Annotated in this window: 13 protein-coding genes and 1 other annotated feature; all 13 genes read left to right on the forward strand. The window is 48.9% G+C overall.

Translation table 11 applies throughout. The annotated features are described in order from the left end of the window. The first annotated feature begins 261 nt into the window (after positions 1-261). The 13 genes from speD to EIM92_RS10170 all read left to right on the forward strand — a co-directional run bounded on the left by speD (position 262) and on the right by EIM92_RS10170 (position 21,369). Positions 262-660 carry an adenosylmethionine decarboxylase gene (gene speD, locus EIM92_RS10110; RefSeq protein WP_125082536.1) on the forward strand — a complete coding sequence of 133 codons (399 nt, stop codon included), beginning with the start codon at positions 262-264 and terminating at the stop codon, positions 658-660. 241 nt (positions 661-901) lie between these two features. Next, the gene (gene hemA, locus EIM92_RS10115) at positions 902-2,308 is read left to right on the forward strand and encodes a glutamyl-tRNA reductase (protein ID WP_125082537.1); all 1,407 of its coding nucleotides are present in this window, start codon (positions 902-904) and stop codon (positions 2,306-2,308) included. A gap of 292 nt (positions 2,309-2,600) precedes the next feature. Continuing rightward, positions 2,601-3,254 carry a precorrin-2 dehydrogenase/sirohydrochlorin ferrochelatase family protein gene (locus tag EIM92_RS10120; RefSeq protein ID WP_246021288.1) on the forward strand — a complete coding sequence of 218 codons (654 nt, stop codon included), beginning with the start codon at positions 2,601-2,603 and terminating at the stop codon, positions 3,252-3,254. A 2-nt stretch (positions 3,255-3,256) separates the two neighbouring features. Next, positions 3,257-4,231 (forward strand): hydroxymethylbilane synthase, encoded by a 975-nt coding sequence (gene hemC, locus EIM92_RS10125; RefSeq protein WP_125082538.1) that lies wholly within the window; start codon positions 3,257-3,259, stop codon positions 4,229-4,231. 9 nt (positions 4,232-4,240) lie between these two features. Further along, positions 4,241-5,785 (forward strand): uroporphyrinogen-III C-methyltransferase, encoded by a 1,545-nt coding sequence (gene cobA / locus EIM92_RS10130; RefSeq protein ID WP_125082539.1) that lies wholly within the window; start codon positions 4,241-4,243, stop codon positions 5,783-5,785. A gap of 322 nt (positions 5,786-6,107) precedes the next feature. Then, positions 6,108-7,112 (forward strand): porphobilinogen synthase, encoded by a 1,005-nt coding sequence (gene hemB / locus EIM92_RS10135; protein ID WP_125082540.1) that lies wholly within the window; start codon positions 6,108-6,110, stop codon positions 7,110-7,112. Between the two features lie 71 nt (positions 7,113-7,183). Further along, positions 7,184-8,485 (forward strand): glutamate-1-semialdehyde 2,1-aminomutase, encoded by a 1,302-nt coding sequence (gene hemL, locus EIM92_RS10140; protein ID WP_125082541.1) that lies wholly within the window; start codon positions 7,184-7,186, stop codon positions 8,483-8,485. Continuing rightward, on the forward strand, positions 8,482-9,390 hold the full coding sequence (locus EIM92_RS10145) for an RluA family pseudouridine synthase (RefSeq protein WP_425464180.1): 909 nt from the start codon (positions 8,482-8,484) through the stop codon (positions 9,388-9,390). Before hemL ends, EIM92_RS10145 begins: the two co-directional genes overlap by 4 nt. Before the next feature lie 175 nt (positions 9,391-9,565). Beyond that, complete coding sequence (locus EIM92_RS10150) at positions 9,566-10,930, forward strand: LysM peptidoglycan-binding domain-containing protein (RefSeq protein ID WP_125082542.1); 1,365 nt, start codon at positions 9,566-9,568, stop codon at positions 10,928-10,930. 429 nt (positions 10,931-11,359) lie between these two features. Beyond that, complete coding sequence (locus tag EIM92_RS10155) at positions 11,360-13,540, forward strand: glycoside hydrolase family 6 protein (protein ID WP_125082543.1); 2,181 nt, start codon at positions 11,360-11,362, stop codon at positions 13,538-13,540. A gap of 88 nt (positions 13,541-13,628) precedes the next feature. Next, a complete protein-coding gene (locus tag EIM92_RS10160; RefSeq protein WP_125082544.1) occupies positions 13,629-15,839 on the forward strand; it encodes an endo-1,4-beta-xylanase in 2,211 nt (736 codons plus the stop codon). A gap of 28 nt (positions 15,840-15,867) precedes the next feature. After that, the gene (locus EIM92_RS10165) at positions 15,868-18,198 is read left to right on the forward strand and encodes a glycoside hydrolase family 9 protein (protein ID WP_164515067.1); all 2,331 of its coding nucleotides are present in this window, start codon (positions 15,868-15,870) and stop codon (positions 18,196-18,198) included. A gap of 146 nt (positions 18,199-18,344) precedes the next feature. Continuing rightward, positions 18,345-18,618, forward strand: a binding site (T-box leader). Positions 18,619-18,699: 81 nt separating this feature from the next. After that, on the forward strand, positions 18,700-21,369 hold the full coding sequence (locus EIM92_RS10170) for a valine--tRNA ligase (RefSeq protein ID WP_125082545.1): 2,670 nt from the start codon (positions 18,700-18,702) through the stop codon (positions 21,367-21,369). Positions 21,370-21,396 lie beyond the last annotated feature (27 nt).

Genomic DNA, 21,396 nt, shown 5'->3' on the forward strand with positions numbered 1-21,396 from the left:
AACATAAAGTGGTAAGGAAAACTACTCTATTGCTAGAGTAGTTTTTTTTTCGGGCAAATAAATTAACTTTTTTTGCGAAAAGTGTTGCATTTGTTACGGATAGATGGTATTTTTAATCTCGTTGAAAAGAATATAGGAACCAGGATTCACTCAGGACATGGAGATGTTGCGAGAGATTTTTCCCTCGGGAAGTGAATGACGTAGGTCCTAGCGGATGAAATTTTTTCAAACATTTTATTCCTAGGAAGGGGGAACCGAAGGATGGAATATTCAACTTTCGGAAGACACGTTGCTGTTGATACTTGGGGAGTCGACTTTGAGGTACTGAACAATGCAGAGCTATTGCAAGCTCATTTGGTGGAAGCTGCTGAATCTTGTGGAGCAACGGTATTGTCCGTGCAATCCAAACAGTTCGAACCGCAAGGTGCGACGGTACTTGTGTTGTTGTCGGAGAGCCATCTCTCGATTCATACGTATCCTGAGAGAGGGTTTGCTGCTATTGATTGCTATACTTGTGGGGAGACGGTTGATCCACAATTGGCGATCGATTACCTGGTGTCCGTATTGAAGCCGGAGAAAGTTTACGCGAAGAAGATCATTCGCGGGTTGGGCGAGCTTGAGGTTGTAACGCCGGTTATGAATCAAGTAGAGCTTGTATAAAGAAAAAATGAAGACTCAGTGGTTTCGTAGCTCATAGTTTGCGAAAAATTGGGGACAATAAGATAACCATGGAGCAATTCCATGGTTATTTGTTTTTTGGTGGTAGAAATTGGTTGTTTTCATAAAGAGTTCATAAAAAGCTCATCAAAACCACCAGGTAATCTGCTGTTCGTGTGATATAATTAACATAGTTTGTTTTTGGTTGATGCTGTGACATCTTAAAAAGGCAGGTGAACTTGCAATGCACATCGTCGTAGTCGGGTTGAACTATCGTACAGCGCCTGTGGAAGTCAGAGAACGTTTTACTTTTGCCGAACGGGATTTGCCGCAAGCGTTGCAAGAGTTGAAACGCACCAAGAGTGTATTGGAAGGCGTCATTATAGCAACCTGCAACAGAACTGAAATTTATGTCGTTGTTGATCGATTGCATATGTGCGGTTACTTTATCCGCAGCTTTATGGAGCAGTGGTTCGGGATTCCAAGACAAGAGTTTACCCAGCATTTATATATGTATGAGGATGAGCAAGCCATTCGCCATCTATTCCGGGTCACATGCGGCCTTGATTCGATGGTGCTTGGCGAGACGCAGATACTAGGTCAGGTTCGGAGCTCCTTTTTGCTATCTCAAAGTGAAAAGGTTACGGGTACATTGTTTAATATGCTCTTTAAGCAGGCCATCACTCTTAGCAAAAGGGCCCATTCTGAGACGGCAATCGGCGAGAGCGCCGTATCGGTGAGCTATGCGGCTGTGGAGCTCGGCAAGCGGGTCTTCGGCAGCTTTGAGGGTAAGAAGGTACTTATCCTTGGCGCAGGCAAGATGAGCGAGCTTACAGCGAAGCATTTAAGCGGAGGCGGCGCAGCGGAAGTGCTGGTTGCCAATCGAACCTTTGGCCGAGCCCAAGAGTTGGCGGCCAAATTTGATGGAATTCCTTGCTCGATGCAGGAAGCGATGCAGCGACTGCAAGATATTGATATATTAATTAGCTCTACGGGGGCGGATGGTTACGTAATTACATCATCCCAAGTTCAAAATAGCATGAAGCAGCGGCCGGGGCGGCCATTGTTTATTATAGATATAGCTGTGCCTCGAGATATTGATCCTTCGATTGGAGAACTCAATAATGTGTTCCTTTATGATATTGATGATCTAGAAGGGATCGTAGAGAGCAATATGGAAATGCGCCGCGGTGAGGCCCTCAAAATCGATTGGATGATTGAAGAAGAGATGGGCGTATTCGCCAACTGGTTGCAGACGCTGGGAGTTAGACCGGTGATTCGTGCCCTTCAGGAGAAGTCGTCTTCAATTCACGAGAGCACGCTGGAAAGTCTGTTCAATAAGCTGCCTGAACTAAATGAGCGGCAGCGGAAGGTCATTCGCAGGCTAACCAAGAGTATTGTGAATCAAATGATGCATGACCCGATTAACCGGATTAAAGAGTTGGCAGGAGAAGAGCAGGGCGCAGATGCACTTGAAATGTTTACGCAAATCTTCGCGTTGGAAGAGCAACTGGAAGCGCTGTCTGAATCCTCTGCTTCAACTGGTAAGCAGGCTGATATAACCCAAGAAGTACCTCATCAAGAACCCAAGGAGAAAGAGCCTTTAATAGATGAATCGCCTGCTCTTTCACTTGTGCAAGTATCGGTTTAAAACAAATCGAATGTATTTTTAAATCTTCTTTGAATATATGCCGGGATCATATTTGTATGCCCTGAGCCTTCTGTTTTATTTCTCGTATTGCATTAGGGTGCAATCCGGAGACGGAGGGTCCAGGGCATTTTTGATGTGCGGGAGTCGTGCTCCCCTTCTGGCGGCTTACAGTTTGAATATAAATGGAGCGGTGAACGTGGCAAAATAAAGGATGGTAGGTTATGCTATTATCAATATAAAAACACGATAAATTTTGATCCGTTTACCATGGCTGGATCGGGGAGTGGTGACCATGGTCTTGCCGTATTATATACCTATAATGTTGAACTGCACGGGTAAACGCTGCGTCGTCGTGGGCGGCGGGCAAATTGCTGAGAGAAAAGTTACTGCGCTGATTGCCTCGTCGGCCGATACAGTAGTTATTAGCCCCTTGTTAACTCCTCATTTGATGTCCTGCTACGAGAAGGGACAGATACATTGGATAGAGCGGGGATACCGGGAAGGGGATTTGCAGGGGGCTTTTTTAGCTTATGCGGTTACAGACGATGTACAGGTGAATAGAGCAGTTGTAGCCGAGGCGGAATATCGGGCAGTGCCGGTGAATGATGCGAGCGACGGGACAAGAGGTTCATTCATAACGCCAGCATCGCTTCGAAGAGGCGGCCTAATCGTCGCTGTGTCTACTTCTGGTGCAGGTCCTGCGGTTTCTAAACGCCTGTGCCAGGAAGTCGATGCGATGTTCGGGGAGCATTATGAGGCTTATATAGATTTTTTGGGTAAGATGAGGATGCAGATTAAAGAGCGTGTGGCGGATCAGGACAAACGCCAGCGGTTATTTAAAAAGCTAGCTGAAATGGATTTATTGACACAAATTCGTGAGGAACGCTTTCGTCCTTGGAGTGTAGAAGAAATGACTTCATGGATCGATACATATCGGGAGGAATGAAGATGAAGAAACGAACGATTGTTGTTGGAACGAGACAAAGCCAATTGGCATTGACGCAAACAGGCCAGGTCATCGATGCGCTGAAGGCGATTTGCGAGGAGCAGGGTCTGCCCTATGATTTTGAAATTCGTAAAATTGTGACCAAGGGTGATCGCATTCTGGATGTGACCTTATCGAAAGTGGGGGGGAAGGGCTTATTCGTCAAGGAAATCGAGCAAGCGATGCTCAGTGGCGAAATTGATATAGCGGTACATAGCATGAAGGATATGCCATCCGTGCTGCAGGAGGGGCTCACCACCGGGGCGATTCCACGCAGGTTCGATCCCCGGGATGCGCTCATTTCAAGAAACGGCTTGAGCCTGGATGAGCTTCCCGAAGGAGCAAAAATCGGTACCAGCAGTCTTCGCCGTTCCAGTCAGTTGAAAAAGTATCGACCGGATCTTAAATTGGAATGGATCAGGGGGAATATTGATTCGCGGCTCCGTAAAATGGAGACGGAAGGCTTTGACGCGATTATTCTTGCTGCTGCTGGATTGTATCGGATGGGCTGGGAGGAGCGCATAACCTCTTTTTTACCGGTAGAGATATGTTTGCCTGCTGTTGGCCAAGGAGCGCTTGGCATTGAGTGCCGTGAGAATGACGAGGAGGTTCGTCATCTTCTCTCGTTATACAACGATCCGGATACCGAACTAACCGTAACCGCGGAGCGTCAATTTCTTCGCGTGTTGAATGGGGGTTGTCAGGTTCCGATAGGAGCGTATGCCACTTTGGTGCAAGGTGATGCCGATAATGCTGAAGCCGGAGCCAGAACGGGAGCGGTGCGTATCGAATTAACAGGAATGGTTGGGACTCCGGATGGGCGGCTAGTCTTGAAAGATGTCTTGGCCGGAGAAGATCCGCTGAAGCTGGGCGAAGAAGTCGCGGGCAAGCTGATCTCTAAAGGAGCAGATGAAATTTTGGCGGAAGTCAGGGAGTGAGTGATGAGGATGGCTGGCAAGGTATATTTAGTCGGGGCGGGCCCCGGTGATGCAAGATTGATTACAATTAAGGGACTGCAATGTCTGGAGAAGGGGGATGTTGTCGTATATGACCGTCTGGCCAATCCTAGCTTGTTGAGGAAGATGAAACGCGGGGCTGAGAAAATATACGTGGGTAAGCTGCCGGATCGCCACACGATGAAGCAGGAAGAAATTAATCAACTGCTTGTAGATTTGGCGCTGACGGGGAAGACTGTTGTTCGCCTCAAGGGAGGCGATCCTACGATCTTTGGCCGAGTAGGGGAGGAGGCGGAACTGCTGCGCAAACACGGTATCCCTTATGAAATTGTGCCTGGAATTACGGCTGCGATTTCAGTACCTGCATATGCGGGTATTCCGGTAACTCATCGAGATATGGCCTCATCCCTTTCCATTATCACTGGACATGAGAGCCCAGAAAAACTGGATAAGTCCATCAACTGGGAAAAAGTAACAAATGCAACGGGGACGCTTATTTTTATGATGGGCGTAGCCAAAATCGGATACATCAGCAGACAGCTAATGACCTACGGCCGTTCTCCCGACACCCCAATAGCTCTTGTACGCTGGGGGACGCGAGCTGAACAGGAAACCCTGACCGGGACGCTGGAGGATATTGAGCGTAAGGTGCAGGAAGCCAACTTTCAGCCTCCGGCTGTTATTGTGGTGGGCGATGTTGTGACGCAGCGCGAGCATTTAAAGTGGGCGGAGTCCCTTCCACTGTTCGGCAAACGTGTTCTCGTTACTCGTGCCCGAAGCCAAGCCAGTGAACTCGTCGCGCAAATTGAGGATTTGGGTGGCGAACCGTATGAATTTCCTGTTATCGATATACAAATGCCCCAGGACGAGGAACGGATGGCTCATACGCATGCGGCTTTAAGCCGCCTGAAGACGTATGACTGGGTGCTTTTCACGAGTGTTAACGGAGTGGAGTATTTCTTTATGCACTTGGAAAAACTGGGACAGGATATTCGTTCGCTTTATCGCGCGAGAATTGCCGCGGTTGGCCCGGCAACAAAGGAGGCTTTGCGCTCCCGCGGGATCGCTGCTGAGGAACTGCCTGGACAATTCCAGGCTGAAGGCATGTTCGAGGCCTATGGCGATGAGATGCTTGCCGGGCAGCAGGTGCTGCTGCCGCGTGGGGATCTTGGCCGCACCTTTCTGCCGGAAGTATTGCGAGAGAAGGGACTGACTGTCACGGATGCAGTCGTTTATGAGAACGTCCCCGCCAGCGAGGAGGATGATGAGCTGTTGAAGCTTATCGAAGAGGGCGGCATCCACGTCGTGACCTTCACCAGCTCGTCTACCGTAAAAAATCTCGTTGCCGCCCTTAAAGGCATGGGGCTCGCTGATCCTGTTCAAGCTTTGTCCGGCGCGACGATTGCCTGTATCGGCCCGCTTACTGCTCAAACTGCGAGGGAAGCCGGCTTCAATGTCGATATCATGGCCGAGGAGTCCACGATTGACAGTCTCGTCCAATCACTTTGCGATTGGCGGGCCAGCGTGAGGGACTAGATACGAAGCTATCAGAAGTCAAGCTATCATAGCATTTTTAATTCCTTAACACTGCACTATAGTCAGCGTATCCGAAGGGGACAGCGCCTCTTTATAGAAATGTAACTTCTATACACTAAATGAATTCCACCCACCCTACAGTAGGCGCACCTAACGTTAGAGCGGGCCCGTCAGGGCGGCAAGCGGCTAGAGCGTACGCAGGCAGCTTGCCCGGGAGCATCTCCCGTTGCAGGAGTCCAGAGGGCGCGGCCCCCTGGACTCCTCCCTTAAGACAAGGGAGGGTTTGGGTGGGTTGGGATCAATCGAAAGGATGAACAGCACTATGACATTTCCAATTGTAAGACATCGACGTTTACGGCAATCGGCTGGAATTCGCGGTATGGTTCGCGAAACGGTACTCACGGTCGACGACTTCGTGCAGCCGATATTCGTAACCTACGGTAACGGGGTGAAGAGCGAAATATCATCTATGCCGGGCGTATATCATTTTTCCTTGGATCGATTGCAGGAGGAAGTGAAGGAAATTGTCGGTCTGGGCATTCCGGCAGTTCTTCTGTTTGGTATACCAGAACAAAAGGATAGCATAGGAACGTCCGCATTCGTGGATAATGGCATTGTACAAGAAGCTACTCGTTTGATTAAATCGTGGTATCCCGAATTGCTGGTCATTGCCGATACTTGCTTATGCGAGTTTACCGATCACGGGCATTGTGGCATGGTTCATACGTTTGAACGGGACGGACATGTCTGCGGCGACGTGCTGAATGACGAATCTTTGGAGCTGTTAGTCAAGACTGCCGTATCGCAGGCTCAAGCGGGTGCGGACATTATTGCTCCATCGAATATGATGGACGGGTTCGTCCAGGCCATTCGTTCTGGTTTAGATGAAGCTGGCTTCAACCATGTGCCGATTATGTCGTATTCGGTGAAATATGCCTCTGCATTTTATGGGCCGTTCCGGGAAGCTGCAGATTCGGCACCGCAATTTGGCGATCGCAAGACATACCAGATGGATCCTGGCAATGCGCGCGAGGCGCTGCGCGAGGCGGAAACGGATGTGTTGGAAGGTGCGGATATGCTCATGGTGAAGCCTGCACTGGCTTATATGGACGTCATTCGGATGCTTCGCGATCAGTTTGACCAACCGATTGTTGCCTACAATGTAAGCGGCGAATATTCGATGGTTAAGGCCGCTGCAAGGCAAGGTTGGATTAGCGAACGGGCTATTGTGAACGAGATGCTGCTGGGGATGAAGCGGGCTGGTGCGGATATTATTATCACGTACTTTGCCAAAGACATGGCTGGTTGGTTGCGTGAAGGGAAGTAAAGTGCTTTAAGGAACGATGAGAAATCTAACGCAGATCACAGATTAATGATAATGCAGGGAGTGTGACGTCAATGAGTACAACTAGGGGACGCAATAGGGAGGAGTTATCCCATCAAGCTTTTGAAGAAGCCAAAAAGGTACTGCCTGGCGGAGTGAACAGCCCGGTGCGCGCATTCAAATCCGTTGGACTTACACCGATCTATATGGATCGCGGTGCTGGCTCGCATATTTATGATATCGACGGAAATAGCTATATCGATTATGTCGGCTCATGGGGCCCGTTAATTATGGGACATGCACATCCTGAGGTCGTTAAGGCCCTGCAGGAGACAGCTGAAAAAGGGACTAGCTTTGGTGCGCCTACTTTGCTTGAAACGGAAATGGCGAAGCTTGTTGTTGAGCGGGTACCATCGATCGAGATCGTTCGGATGGTCAATTCCGGCACGGAAGCTACGATGAGTGCGATTCGTCTCGCTCGCGGATATACGGGGCGCAACAAAATTATAAAATTTGAAGGCTCATATCATGGCCATGCTGACAGTCTGCTGATTAAAGCCGGCTCCGGTGTAGCTACTCTTGGTCTCCCGGACAGCCCAGGCGTGCCCGAAAGCGTGGCTGCGAACACGCTTACCGTTACTTATAACGATTTGGAATCCGTTCAATTGGCCTTTGATCGCTTCGGAGAAGAGATTGCCGGGGTGATTGTAGAGCCGGTTGCCGGGAATATGGGCGTCGTTCCGCCGCAACCTGGATTTCTGGAAGGATTGCGCCGTATTACGACGGAATATGGCAGTCTGCTTATTTTTGATGAAGTCATGACCGGTTTCCGCGTTCATCTGCACTCCGCACAAGGGTTATACGGTGTGACACCGGATTTAACCTGTCTGGGTAAAGTTATCGGTGGGGGACTGCCAGTGGGGGCTTATGGCGGAAAACGTGAAATTATGGAGCAAATCGCTCCTTCCGGTCCAATCTATCAGGCGGGAACACTGAGCGGCAACCCATTGGCCATGATTGCTGGTTTCACTACATTGTCATTGCTGACACCGGAGGTTTATGAGCGGCTAGAGCAATTATCAGCCAAGCTTCAGAAAGGTCTTGAAGCAAACGCAAAGGAAGCGGGTATTCCAAGCGTGATCAATCGCGTTGGCTCTATGGTTTGTCCATTCTTTACGAATGAGCGGGTTGTTAACTATGATACGGCGAAGAGCAGTGACCTGGATTTGTTCCGTCGATATTTCGCCGCTATGGTGCAAGAGGGGATCAATATCGCCCCGTCGCAGTTTGAGGGTATGTTTGTTTCTGGCGTTCATACCGAGGAGGACATTGACTCCACGATTGAGGCGCATCGTCGTGCGCTGCAGAAGCTGTGAGTTCAAAGCATACTGGCCAGAGGCGGGGCGAATGGCTGGAGCTGATGCCCGGCAAACTGTCTTCGCCGCAAGAAGGTGACCGTTTTGCCGCTGCTTTGGCGTGGCTGGAAGGCGAATTCGGCCTTCCTCCCAAACTGCGGCGTTCGCTTGAAGCCGAACAGGGAATTAAGTTGGCGGGGGATCGCCTGCGTCTGCGGCTTTTTCCGCCAAGGATTTCGCAGTATGAGCCGATGCAGCCAGAGCATCCGCTAGAAATTTTGTTCGAGGATGATTTCTGCCTCGTTGTACATAAGCCGGTAGGAGTCAAGGTGCACCCGGACGGACAGAGCCGTCAGCCTACTTTGGCAAATATGGTGGCAGCCATATATTCGGAACGCGGGGAACAGATTGCTCCCCAGCATATTCATAGGCTTGATGAATTTACATCAGGCCCCGTGCTGTACGCCAAAAACACTTATTCCCAGCTTAAGCTGGATGCGGCGATGGCTGGCAAAGAAATCAGCAGAGTCTACGTTGCCTTAGTTCAAGGGGTGGTGAATCCTGAGCTTCGTGTGATTGATGCACCGATTGGCAAGGATCGGCACCATAAATCACGGCGGCGCGTATCCCCGTCGGGTCAACGTGCAGTAACTCATGTAGAACCGATAGAAGCCTATTCGGATGCTAGCCTCGTTCGTCTTAAGTTGGAGACAGGGCGTACTCACCAAATTCGCGTGCATATGAGCTATGCAGGGCATCCGCTTATTGGTGACGCTTTATATGGAGGGAGTACGAGGCATCTCCCCTACCAAGCGCTCCATGGCGAGAGTCTAAGCTTCGCCCATCCGTTGACCGGGGAGAAATTGTCTGTACTAGACCCTTGGCCTAGTAGGTGGGATCAGCTGCGAAAACAGCTGCAAAGCTAGCTCAGGGTAGAATTCGATTTAAATGTGCTGCTTAATGAAAGACCGATTGATCGTCAGTCAAAAAGCAGTCATGCACTCCTTTTTTAAGCATATAGATAAAACGAGCGATGATTTGGGCCATTCAATATTCGGGTTGCGAAATCATGTTTGGAAATGCTGAAAGGAGGTATCATTCTTGGCTGATCAATCCTACGGTCTTAGGTTTGATATTTATGAACGTGTTCATTTATCGGAAGATGTAGTTGGGATTGAAGAATTGGAGGAAATAGAGCTCTTCCCAAAAATCCAGGTCGTCCCAGGCGAGGAGTATGCCGCTCTTCGCGGACATTTATTACTTTCTGGACTTTATCGGGGACAGGGGGAGAGCTGCAAGCTGGAACACTGGATTCCTGTCGAAATTACAATTCCTCTTAGTCGAATAAACAAGCTGGAAGAGATCGCAGTTGAAATTGAGAATTTTGACGTAGATTTGCTAAGTGCCCGCAGCTTGAATATTACCGGAGTATTGTCGTTACAAGGCATTGAAACGACGACATTGACAGGAAGCGGAGAATGGAAGGACAGCGAATTCATTGCGGCGCATGAATCAAAGCTGGATGATCAGGAGGAGACTAACTTTGTAGAGGAATTGCCTGTGAGAGCATGGACGGAAAGGGCTGCAGACAAGCAGAACCATGAGCAAGTGCGGGCACTAGAATCTACAGTGTCAGGCTTCAGAGAGAATAGCGCTCCTGAATGGCATAATTCCTTAGAGTCTGTGGAACAGCCGGATTTGTCAAAGCAGCCGGAGGACGGTCATCGGGACGTTATATCCTGGACCGAGACTTCGCCGCTTTCTACCCCCACGTTTTGGACGGACAAGGAGCCTGTTGCAGCTCATTCAGCGGATGAGGAGCAGCAGCCCGAAGAGAGTTATACTTGGTTCAAAGAAGAGATTACAGAACATAAAGACGTGGAATCCGCTGCTGAACAGGATCACAATACCGTGGAAGTCGTACAGGCTATTTCAAGGAATTTGGATCCAGCGGAGCCACAGGAGCCTGGGTCGGCGCCGGAAGCAGCTTCCGCTTTATCCTCTACGGCCTCGATCGATACGGAGACGGTGGAACAATTTGTTCAAGAAGACGCGGACTTGGAGATTCGTCCCCAGCCCGAGGAGAAAAAGGAACTTAAGATTGCTTTGAACAGCAAAAAGAGTGATGCTGCTGCGTTAGGGGACGACATTGGCATAAGTAAACTGTTATCTGCCCCCCGGCCGAACAAAGATCCCGACAGCTCATTGGAGCAGGGAGAAGAGATTGTGAAGCTGGCGACAGAAGGGCAAGGGGACGAAGAGGAAGAGGTGCGCTGGAAAAACCTCTTCATCGGCAATTCGGAGGATCAGTCCCCGTTTCGAAAAATTCGGCTTGTCATCGTTCAACGCGAGGAGACCTTGGATGAGATTGCAGAGCGTTACAATCTCAGTACTCGGGAGCTGCAGCTCTACAACCGGTTAGCCGAGCATAATTTAACGGAAGGGCAAGTATTGTATATCCCATAATATGCAGCTCCGGCTTTATATTAATTTATGCTGAGCTATTAGACTGCGCGAACTACGCGCAGTTTTTTAATGTGAATTTCAAATATAATTAAAATAAATTGGCGAAGAATCTTGTTTTATTTTTACTATTTATGGTATATTTGTTACGAGATGGTGAACTCATTGTATTTTTACAATTGTTTGTCGTCTGGTAATCATTTATTCTGTCGTTTCGTCGGATTATTGCCGCGTCATGACAGAGTTCTAGCGGAAAGGAGTGAAGTAAGAGCTGTTGTCTGTTTTGAGATTACTTTTAGGAGGAGCTAAGAAAGGAGAGTAGGGCACGACGGATTAGGAATAGCATATTGAAAGGCTACATTTTGAGAGCGCATACATTTCCGCAGCGAATGGTTCATAATCTATGAAAAATTATAACAGGAGCTGAAAGAAATGATAAAATACTTGCCTAAACGCACCGCGATGTTAGCATTAATCTCGGCATTGGTAGTCACGATGTTCACGCCTTTTGGAAGTCAAAGGGCACAAGCCGCAGAGGCTCATGTGGACAATCCGTATGTTGGCGCGACAAAATATATCAACCCTGACTATGCTACACTGATTGATTCTTCTATTGCTCAAGTAAGCGATAATACGTTAAAAGCAAAAATGGAGACCGTCAAATCCTACAATACCTATGTTTGGCTGGATCGCATCGCAGCTATATATGGCGGAGAGGACAACGGCAATCGCCGCAGTCTGGAAGGACACTTAGATGCTGCTTTGGCGCAGAAGCAAGGTAATACTCCGATCGTCGCTGAGTTTGTTATTTATGATTTGCCTGGCCGGGACTGTCATGCCCTAGCGTCAAACGGGGAGCTCCCATTGACGCAAGCAGGTCTGCAAACATATAAAACAGACTATATTGATGTGATTGCTGATATTTTCTCCAATCCTAAATATCAAGATATTCGGATTGTTACGGTGGTTGAACCTGACAGCCTTCCGAACCTAGTTACTAACCTGAGCAATCCGGCATGCGCGGCGGCCAGCTCCACGGGTATTTATGTGGATGCCATTAAATATACGCTGAATAAATTGGCAGTCATCCCGAATGTATACACTTATCTGGATATCGGCCACTCTGGCTGGCTTGGTTGGGATGATAACCGCCAAGGAGCGATCCAGCTTTATACTCAAGTGGCTCAAGCTACGGATGCCGGCTTTGCCAGCATTGACGGCTTCGCTCTAAATACGGCGAATACAACTCCTCTAGTAGAGCCGAACCTGCCGGATCCGAATCTCAATGTGAACGGTACTCCGCTTAGGTCTGCGAGCTTCTATGAATGGAACCCATATTTCAGTGAAGCTGATTTCGCAGCAGGTCTATACTCCGGCTTTGTATCCGCTGGATGGCCAAGCAGCATCGGTTTTATTATCGATACTTCCCGCAATGGCTGGGGCGGCCCGGATCGGCCGACTAGCGCTGTAGGTTCCACCGTGAACGAGATTGTGGATTCCGGTCGGGTAGATCGCCGCGAGCATCGTGGTTTGTGGTGCAACAGCAGTGGGGCTGGAATGGGTAGAGCACCTGAGGCAGCACCATCAGGGTTCCCGGCTTCGCATATCGACGCTTTTGTTTGGGTCAAGCCGCCTGGAGAATCCGATGGCTCTAGTTCTGAAATTCCGAACAATGAAGGCAAGGGATTCGATCGGATGTGCGATCCGACTTATCTAAGCCAGCATGGCGTATTAACGGGCGCACTTCCAAATGCCCCTATTTCCGGTCATTGGTTCCATGATCAATTTGTCATGCTTATTCAAAATGCATATCCTGCAATCCCTACAAGCGGGGGAGGACCGGTGGAACCGACTCCGACGGCTCCAGCGGTACCGGCCGGCTTGAGTGCTACGGCTGGCGATGGGCAAGTATCCTTGAGCTGGGATGCTTCCCAAGGTGCGACCAGCTATACGGTAAAACGCTCTACGACGAGCGGCGGGCCTTACACGACAGTAGCCACTATTAGCGGTACGAGCTATACGGATTCCACGGTTACTAATGGCACAACGTATTATTACGTGGTCAGTGCTGCCAATAACGCTGGCTCTAGCGCGAATTCTACCCAGGCTTCTGCGGTTCCGCAAGGCGGGGGGACGAATCCGAATCCGTCGCCAACGGGGGATTTGGTCGTTCAATACAAAGCTGGCGACACGAATGCAACTGATAACCAGATCAAACCGCATTTTAACATTGTAAACAACGGGACTACGGCTGTGGCATTAAGCGATTTAACACTCCGTTACTACTTAACGGCGGATGACCAGTCCCTTCAATTCAACTGCGATTGGTCGATGGTTGGTTGTACAAATTTGACAGGTACATTTGTCAATATGAGCGAGGGTAAAGAGGATGCAGACACCTACTTGGAGATCAAATTCAACGCATCCGCAGGAACGCTTGCACCAGGAGAAAGCACTGGCGATATCCAAACCCGTAACAATAGCAGCAATTGGACGAATCTAAATGAAAGCAATGATTATTCCTATGACCCTACCAAAACTTCCTATGCGAATTGGGATAAAGTTACTTTATACCAAAATGGAACACTCGTATGGGGAAATGAACCTCAATAAATGAACAGAAACGGCGTCTTATGGCGCCGTTTTATTTCCCTAAGAATGATTATAGAGAATTATTAAAATTTATGAGGAATGAGGGAGCATGATGTTTGCTGCTAGAAGATGTATTAGTCTGGCGATAGTTTGTGTTCTGTTAGCAACGCTTGGGCTCGGCTTATTTCCTGGAGGCAAAACGTTAGATCATGTTACTGCAGCGTCTGCAAATTTATTAACAAATCCTGGATTCGAATCCGGTTCGACAACCGGGTGGGAAGGCATGGCGGGAACAGAAACGTTAAGTGTGGTTAGCAATCCGGTTATTGAAGGTACTTATAGCGCGTTAGTAGAAGAAAGACAAAGCGAGTGGCATGGCATTGCCCAGAACCTCCTCGGCAAGCTTACGGCAGGACAAACTTACGATATTTCCGCATCTGTACGTCTAAAAAATGAATCCAGCGGTCGGGTTATGCTGACGATGCAGCAAAGCGATGGCAGTGGCGATGATTACCTTAGAGTGGCTGAATCCCCTGTGACGGATAATGCCTGGAGCACACTAAGGGGCTCATTTCTATTTAAGCCTTCCGGCACGGTAACATCATTGAAGCTGTATTTTGAAGGTCCGGAAGCTGGAGTAGATTTTTATGTAGATGATGTTGTTGTTATGGAAAGAGCTGAGATCGATTGGAAAGCCGAAGCAAATGCAAGGATCGATCAACTGCGGAAGGGCGATGTGCAGATTCTGGTAACGGATACGCAGGGCCGTCCAGTGTCGGGGGCAAATGTCGAGGTGCAGCAAACTAGACAAGGTTTTCCCTTCGGTTCAGCCATGAGCAGTACAGTGCTTAGCAACAGCCAATACAGCGATTTTTTCAAGAACCATTTCAATTGGGCTGTATTCGAAAATGAATCTAAATGGTATGCCAATGAAACCAGCAAAGGCAATGTCAACTATAGCGTGGCTGATCAGATGATGGAATTTGCTGAAGCGAATGACATCACGGTGCGGGGACATACGGTGCACTGGGAGGTTGAAGAGTATCAGCCCAGTTGGGTAAACAATCTGCAGGGCGACGAGCTTCGTCAAGCGATGGATGACCGGATCACCAGCGTAGTCAATCATTTTAAGGGAAAATTCGTTCACTGGGACGTGAACAACGAAATGATGCATGGCAGTTTTTTTAAAGATCGGCTGGGACAATCGATATGGCCTTACATGTACCAAAGAACGAAGGAGCTTGATCCGGCTGCCAAGTTGTTCGTGAACGATTATAACGTGATAAGCCAGCCTGGAGACAATGATTATAAGTTTCATATCCAAGAACTACTCAGCCAAGGAGCGCCCATTGATGGCATTGGTGTTCAAGGACATTTCGGTGCGACGATCGATCCGATTGTGGTGAAGCAGAGACTGGATAATTTGGCGACTCTGGATTTACCGATTTGGATTAGTGAATATGACTCTACCCAACCCAATGAGAATATCAGGGCGGATAATCTCGAAGCGTTATATAGAACGGCCTTCGGCCATCCAGCCGTAGAAGGTATCATGATGTGGGGATTTTGGGCCGGAAACCACTGGCGTGGCGCCGATGCTGCGATTGTTAACATGGATTGGTCTCTGAATGCAGCTGGTCAAAGGTATATGGAGCTGATGGATGAATGGACGACGTCTGAGTCCGGTACAACATCGGTCAATGGCCAATATGCCTTTAGGGGGTTTCATGGAACGTATGACGTGACCGTGACGAAAGACGATCTCCGTGCAACAAAAACCTTTGAATTAGTACCGGGAAGCGGCGCGCTTTCAGTACCCGTTCAGCTTAACGAGTCCGGCGGCGAACCCGAGCCTGCTCCTACGGGAGAATTGAAGGTGCAGTATAAGGCCGGGGACACGAATGCCAGTGACAACCAGTTGAAACCGCATTTCAATATTGTGAATAGCGGGAATAACGCAGTGCCGTTAAGTGAGCTGACCCTTCGCTATTACTTGAACACAGACGGGAACGAGGCTTTTATATTTAACTGTGACTGGGCGGTCGTCGGCTGTTCAAATCTCAGCGGCAAGTTCGTTAAGCTGGATGAAGCTAAAGCGAATGCTGATGCTTATTTAGAAATTAGCTTCAAAGCTTCAGCAGGCACTCTCTCGGCGGGAGGAAGCATCGGTGAAATACAAACACGCAGCCATAGCAGTGACTGGACGAGTTTAAACGAAAATAATGATTATTCTTTTGATTCGACAATAACCTCGTTTACAGATTGGGAGCAGGTGACGCTATATCAAAACGGGAAGCTAGTTTGGGGAGTCACGCCTTAAATTAAATGAATGAAAAGAGGGAGCTAGAATGATCGGTTTTATGGATAGTTCGAGAAGCAGTGTATGGAACTTTACAAAATCAACCGCGGCTGTGCTCATTCTCATGATGGTTATATCTGTTTTGTTACCTACAGGGGTTAACGCGGATACGGACCCTAGCCCAATCCGTGTCAACCAAGTTGGTTACCTGCCCGGGGCGAATAAAATAGCCACGATTGTCAGTAGCTCGACATCGCCGCTTGCTTGGGAGCTACGGAAGACGGGAGGCGGCGTAGCAGCTCAAGGACAAACGCATGTATATGGTCAGGATCAGGCTTCTGCCGATCATATTCACCACGCGGATTTTTCATCCATTACGGAACAAGGGACTTATAAATTATGGGTTTCGGGGTTAGGAGAAAGTGTACAATTTTCAATTACTGAAAACTTATATCCGAGCCTGCCGAACGAAGCGATGGAATATTTTTATTTTCATCGTATGGGAATTGATATCGAGGCGCAATATTTGAGTAATTCGGCGTTTGCTCATAAAGCACTGCATCCGGGGGACGGCTCGGTTGGCTGTTTTAACAACTGGTGCGGAAACGAAAGGCTCAATGTGAAAAATTCCTGGGCGGACGCGGGGGATTTCGGAATCTATCCCGTGAATCAGGCCATATCAGCTTGGACGCTGCTGAATCTGTACGAGCGTTATCCAACAGTGTTCCCGGACGGTTCCCTGAACATCCCGGAGAGCGGGAACGGAATTCCCGACATTCTCGATGAAGTTTTGTTCGGCTCTACTTTTATGAAAGGAGTTATGCCTTCGACAGGGCTTGCCTCGCATAAAATTCATGGTGATAACTGGAGTGCTTTCCCAGTAACGAACATTGATGAGGAAAACAGCATGAATCGCCAGGCCCAGCCGCCATCTACGAATGCGACCTATGCGGTTGCCCGCAATCTCGCACATTTGGCTCGCCTGATCGAACCGTACAATGCAGTAGAGGCCGCGGAAATGTGGAGCATTGCCAAGGAGGCCTGGACACGGGCTTTGGCTAACCCGAATGTTCTCTATACCTCGGAAACGCCCGATGCTCCTGGTGGCGGAGACTATGATGATATGAGTACAAGCGATGACCGATATGCGGCGGCCGCAGAGCTTTATTTGACGGCTTATGCGTTCGGTGACAGCAATGCCTCTTCCTACAAAGCCGCGGTAACCTCATCTCCCCATTACCGCGAGGTTACCCAGTTTGATTGGTACTCTACGGCTGCGACAGGTACGCTCTCCTTATTGTCAGCTCCCAGCGATTTACCAGCCACTGATCTTCAGGCGATGAAGACGAATGTGCTGAACCAGGCGAACGGTATGCTGGCGACGCTAAACGGGGAAGGATACCCTGTGCTGCTGCCGGGGAACAAAGGTTATGATTGGGGCTCCAACTCCAGCATTGCCAATAAAATGATATTGCTGGGCTACGCTTACGATCTTAGCCAGAATTTGAATTATTTAAAGGCCATGAACCGGGCGATGGATTATTTCATGGGTAACAATGCGATGAGATTATCCTATATTACGGGATACGGACAATACTACGAGACGGACACGCATGACCGCTGGGCCTGGGGCAAATACCAGAGCGGCGTCCCGTATCCGAAAGGCTGGCTGTCCGGAGGGCCGAACAATACGCATATCAATGATTCGGCGACACCGACGGGAATGCCGGCTGCGAAATCGTATGCCCCGAAGAACACGGCCCCTGAGGCCTGGGTGTCCAAAGAGAATACGATCAACTGGAATGCACCACTCGTTTGGATTTCAAAATACATTCAAGACCACAGAGAGCCCTTAGGCGGAGGTACGAACTCGAATCCTAACCCGAATCCCGACCCAAACCCAGATCCAAACCCATCACCTGAAGGAGATTTGGCTGTTCAGTATAAGGCCGGGGACACGAATCCCTTGGATAACCAGTTCAAGCCGTACTTTAATATCGTTAATCACGGTTCTACGGCAATACCTTTAAGTGAATTAAGCCTTCGTTACTATATTACTGTTGATGAAAATGAACAGATGGAGTTCAACTGCGATTGGGCGATGGTAGGCTGCACTAATCTAAGCGGTACTTTTGTCAAAATGAATCCCGGAAAATCGATGGCAGATACCTATTTGGAGATTACATTCAATGCAGCGGCAGGTTCGCTGCCGGCGGGAGGTCAAACCGGGGATATCCAGACTCGCAACCATAGCAGCAACTGGACGAATTTAAACGAGAGCAATGATTATTCTTTTGATCCGCTGAATACTGCTTATACGAACTGGGAACGCGTAACCTTGTATCATAACGGGATTTTAGTATTCGGAACAGAGCCTTGATCGGCGGGACTCACATGCGATTTCTCTCAGCTCCGGCACGTTTAAGACGCTTGAATTCGGGCTGATTGGATGCTGGCCGCCAGACCAAATATTGACTCCTAGTCAATTTCACGCTATGATAATGAAGATTAACTTAAAAAATGCGTGGAAAGACATAGAACGGGAAGAGTAGGCAGTATGCCCTTCAGAGAGCGGGATTGCAGCGCTGGAAGATTCCGCAGGATGCAGCTGGCCGAAGTCACCCGGGAGTCGCTTGTTTGAGCAGCTATGTAGTATGTAGTCGTTAGAACGGGCCGGTAGCAGCCGTTATCTGTACGAGTGTTGCGAGTTTCTCGGCTATTCCAATTAAAGAGGAATCAGCTTAGGTGAACCCGCAAAACAAAGGTGGTACCGCGAAAGTAAAGCCCTTTCGTCCTTTGAGACGAGGGGCTTTTTGTATTTTTAAGCAAGACTATCCTGATTACGCTAAGGCAATGCTGAATTGTAACGGAGGTTGAAATTATGTCAGAGATCCAAAAGCATTCATCGGCTAACATGCCAACAACGTATGACCCTAAGGCGGCAGAGCAGAAATGGTATCGGTATTGGATGGAGGGCGGCTTTTTCAAAGCAGGGCAAAGACCGGAAGCTACGCCGTACACGATCGTTATTCCACCACCGAATGTAACCGGTATGCTCCATATCGGGCATGCGCTTGATTTTACGCTGCAGGATATATTAATCCGCACAAAACGGATGCAGGGTTATGACGCTCTGTGGCTCCCAGGCTCAGATCATGCCGGAATAGCTACGCAAACGAGAGTAGAGCAAACGCTGCGGGCAGAAGGAATTTCCCGTTATGACCTTGGACGCGAGAAGTTTCTTGAGAAGGTATGGGAGTGGAAAGAGCATTATGCCGACACGATTCGTGAACAATGGGCAAAAATGGGCTTCTCGCTCGATTACTCCCGCGAGCGGTTTACTTTGGACGAAGGGCTATCGGAGGCTGTTCGCGAAGTTTTCGTTAAGTTGTACGAGAAGGGTCTGATTTATCGCGGTAAGTATATCATTAACTGGGATCCTGCGGCTCGTACGGCCCTCTCGGATATTGAAGTGGAGTACAAAGAGGTTAACGGTCATTTGTATCATCTTCAATATCCGCTTAAGGATGGCAGCGGATTTATTACAGTAGCTACAACGAGACCTGAAACGATGCTTGGGGATACGGCTGTTGCCGTTCATCCTGAGGATGAGAGATATCGTCACCTAATCGGGCAATCTTTAGTTTTGCCAATCGTGAACCGCGAAATTCCGATTATAGCCGATGAGTACGTAGATAAGGAATTCGGAAGTGGAGCGGTGAAGATTACACCTGCTCATGACCCGAATGACTTTGAAGTAGGCCTTCGCTATGATCTGCCGCAAATTACCGTTATGGATGAAAGTGGCAAGATGAACGAGGCAGCTGGAAAATACAAGGGGCTGGATCGCAGCGAATGCCGCAAAGCCATCGTTGAAGATTTGAAAGAATCGGGAGTCCTTGTGCAAATCGAGGATCATGTTCACCAGGTTGGGCACAGCGAGCGTTCCGGAGCCGTTGTAGAACCTTATCTATCGACGCAATGGTTCGTAAAAATGAAGCCTCTGGCAGAAGCGGCGATCGCTGCTCAAAAGTCAGGCAAAGGAGTTCACTTTGTTCCGGAGCGGTTTGAGAAAATCTACCTGCACTGGATCGAGAATGTTCGCGATTGGTGTATTTCCAGGCAACTATGGTGGGGTCATCGCATTCCAGCCTGGTATTGTGAATCCTGTGGCGAATTGCACGTCGCAAGAGAAGCAGTAGATGCTTGCGTAAAATGCGGAGGACATAAGCTTGTACAGGATAATGATGTTCTTGACACCTGGTTTAGTTCTGCGCTGTGGCCGTTCTCCACACTGGGCTGGCCGAATGAGGACAGCGAGGACTTCAAACGTTACTTCCCAACGGATGTTCTCGTTACCGGGTATGACATCATTTACTTCTGGGTAGCCCGGATGATCTTTACCGCGCTCGAGTTTACGGGAGAAATTCCGTTTAAGGATGTGCTGATCCATGGACTGGTACGGGACAGCGAAGGCCAGAAAATGTCTAAATCGCTGGGTAACGGGGTTGATCCATTGGATGTGATCGAGAAATATGGTGCGGATGCGATGCGCTATATGATCTCTACGAGCAGTACGCCTGGGCAGGACTTGCGCTTCCACTGGGAGCGGGTCGAGCAGGCTCGCAACTTTGCGAATAAAATTTGGAACGCCTCTAGGTTTGCATTGATGAATCTGGAAGGTGTAACCTTTGATGATATTAATATTGAAGGAAAGCTGTCGACTTCCGATCGTTGGATCCTTCACCGTTTCAATGAGACGGCGCGCAATATCACTCGTCTGATCGATGCTTATGAATTCGGAGAGACAGGTCGGGAACTGTATAACTTCATTTGGGATGATTTATGTGACTGGTATATTGAATTTGCTAAATTGTCGTTCTATGGCGAAGATCCGGTAGCCAAAAAGAATACGCAGTCCGTCCTTGCCTATGTGCTTGATCGCACGCTGCGATTGATTCATCCTTTCATGCCGTTTATTTCCGAGGAAATATGGCAGCACTTGCCGCATCGCGGCGAGACAATCACGCTTGCAGAATGGCCGCAGTATGATCCAGCGCTGGAAGCACCGGATGCCGTGCGGGAAATGAATTTGCTGATCGACATTATTCGCTCCGTTCGGAATATTCGCGCGGAAGTAAATGTACCAATGAGCAAGCAAATCGAATTGATCGTGAAGCCAAGCTCAGCCGAGCTGCTGGATATCGTGGAACGCAACAGTCACTATATCCGTCGATTCTGCAATACCTCGCAATATGAAGCTTCACTGGATGCGGCAGTACCTGAGAAGGCGATGACGGCGGTAGTGACGGGAGCCGAGTTATATTTGCCGTTAGCGGGTCTGATTGATATCAGCCAGGAAATTGCCCGTCTCGAGAAAGAATTGGCTCACCTCGATAAAGAGGTAGAGCGTGTAGAGAAGAAGCTGGCGAACGAGGGTTTTGTAGCTAAGGCACCAGCGAAGGTGATAGAGGAGGAACGTGCCAAAATGGCCGATTACTCCAGTAAACGTGATAAAGTGCTGGCCCGGATCGCTGAATTGAAAGGCTAAGACACGAGCAATACCCTTAGTACAGCA

This window comes from Paenibacillus lentus (assembly GCF_003931855.1).
Taxonomy (GTDB): domain Bacteria; phylum Bacillota; class Bacilli; order Paenibacillales; family Paenibacillaceae; genus Fontibacillus; species Fontibacillus lentus.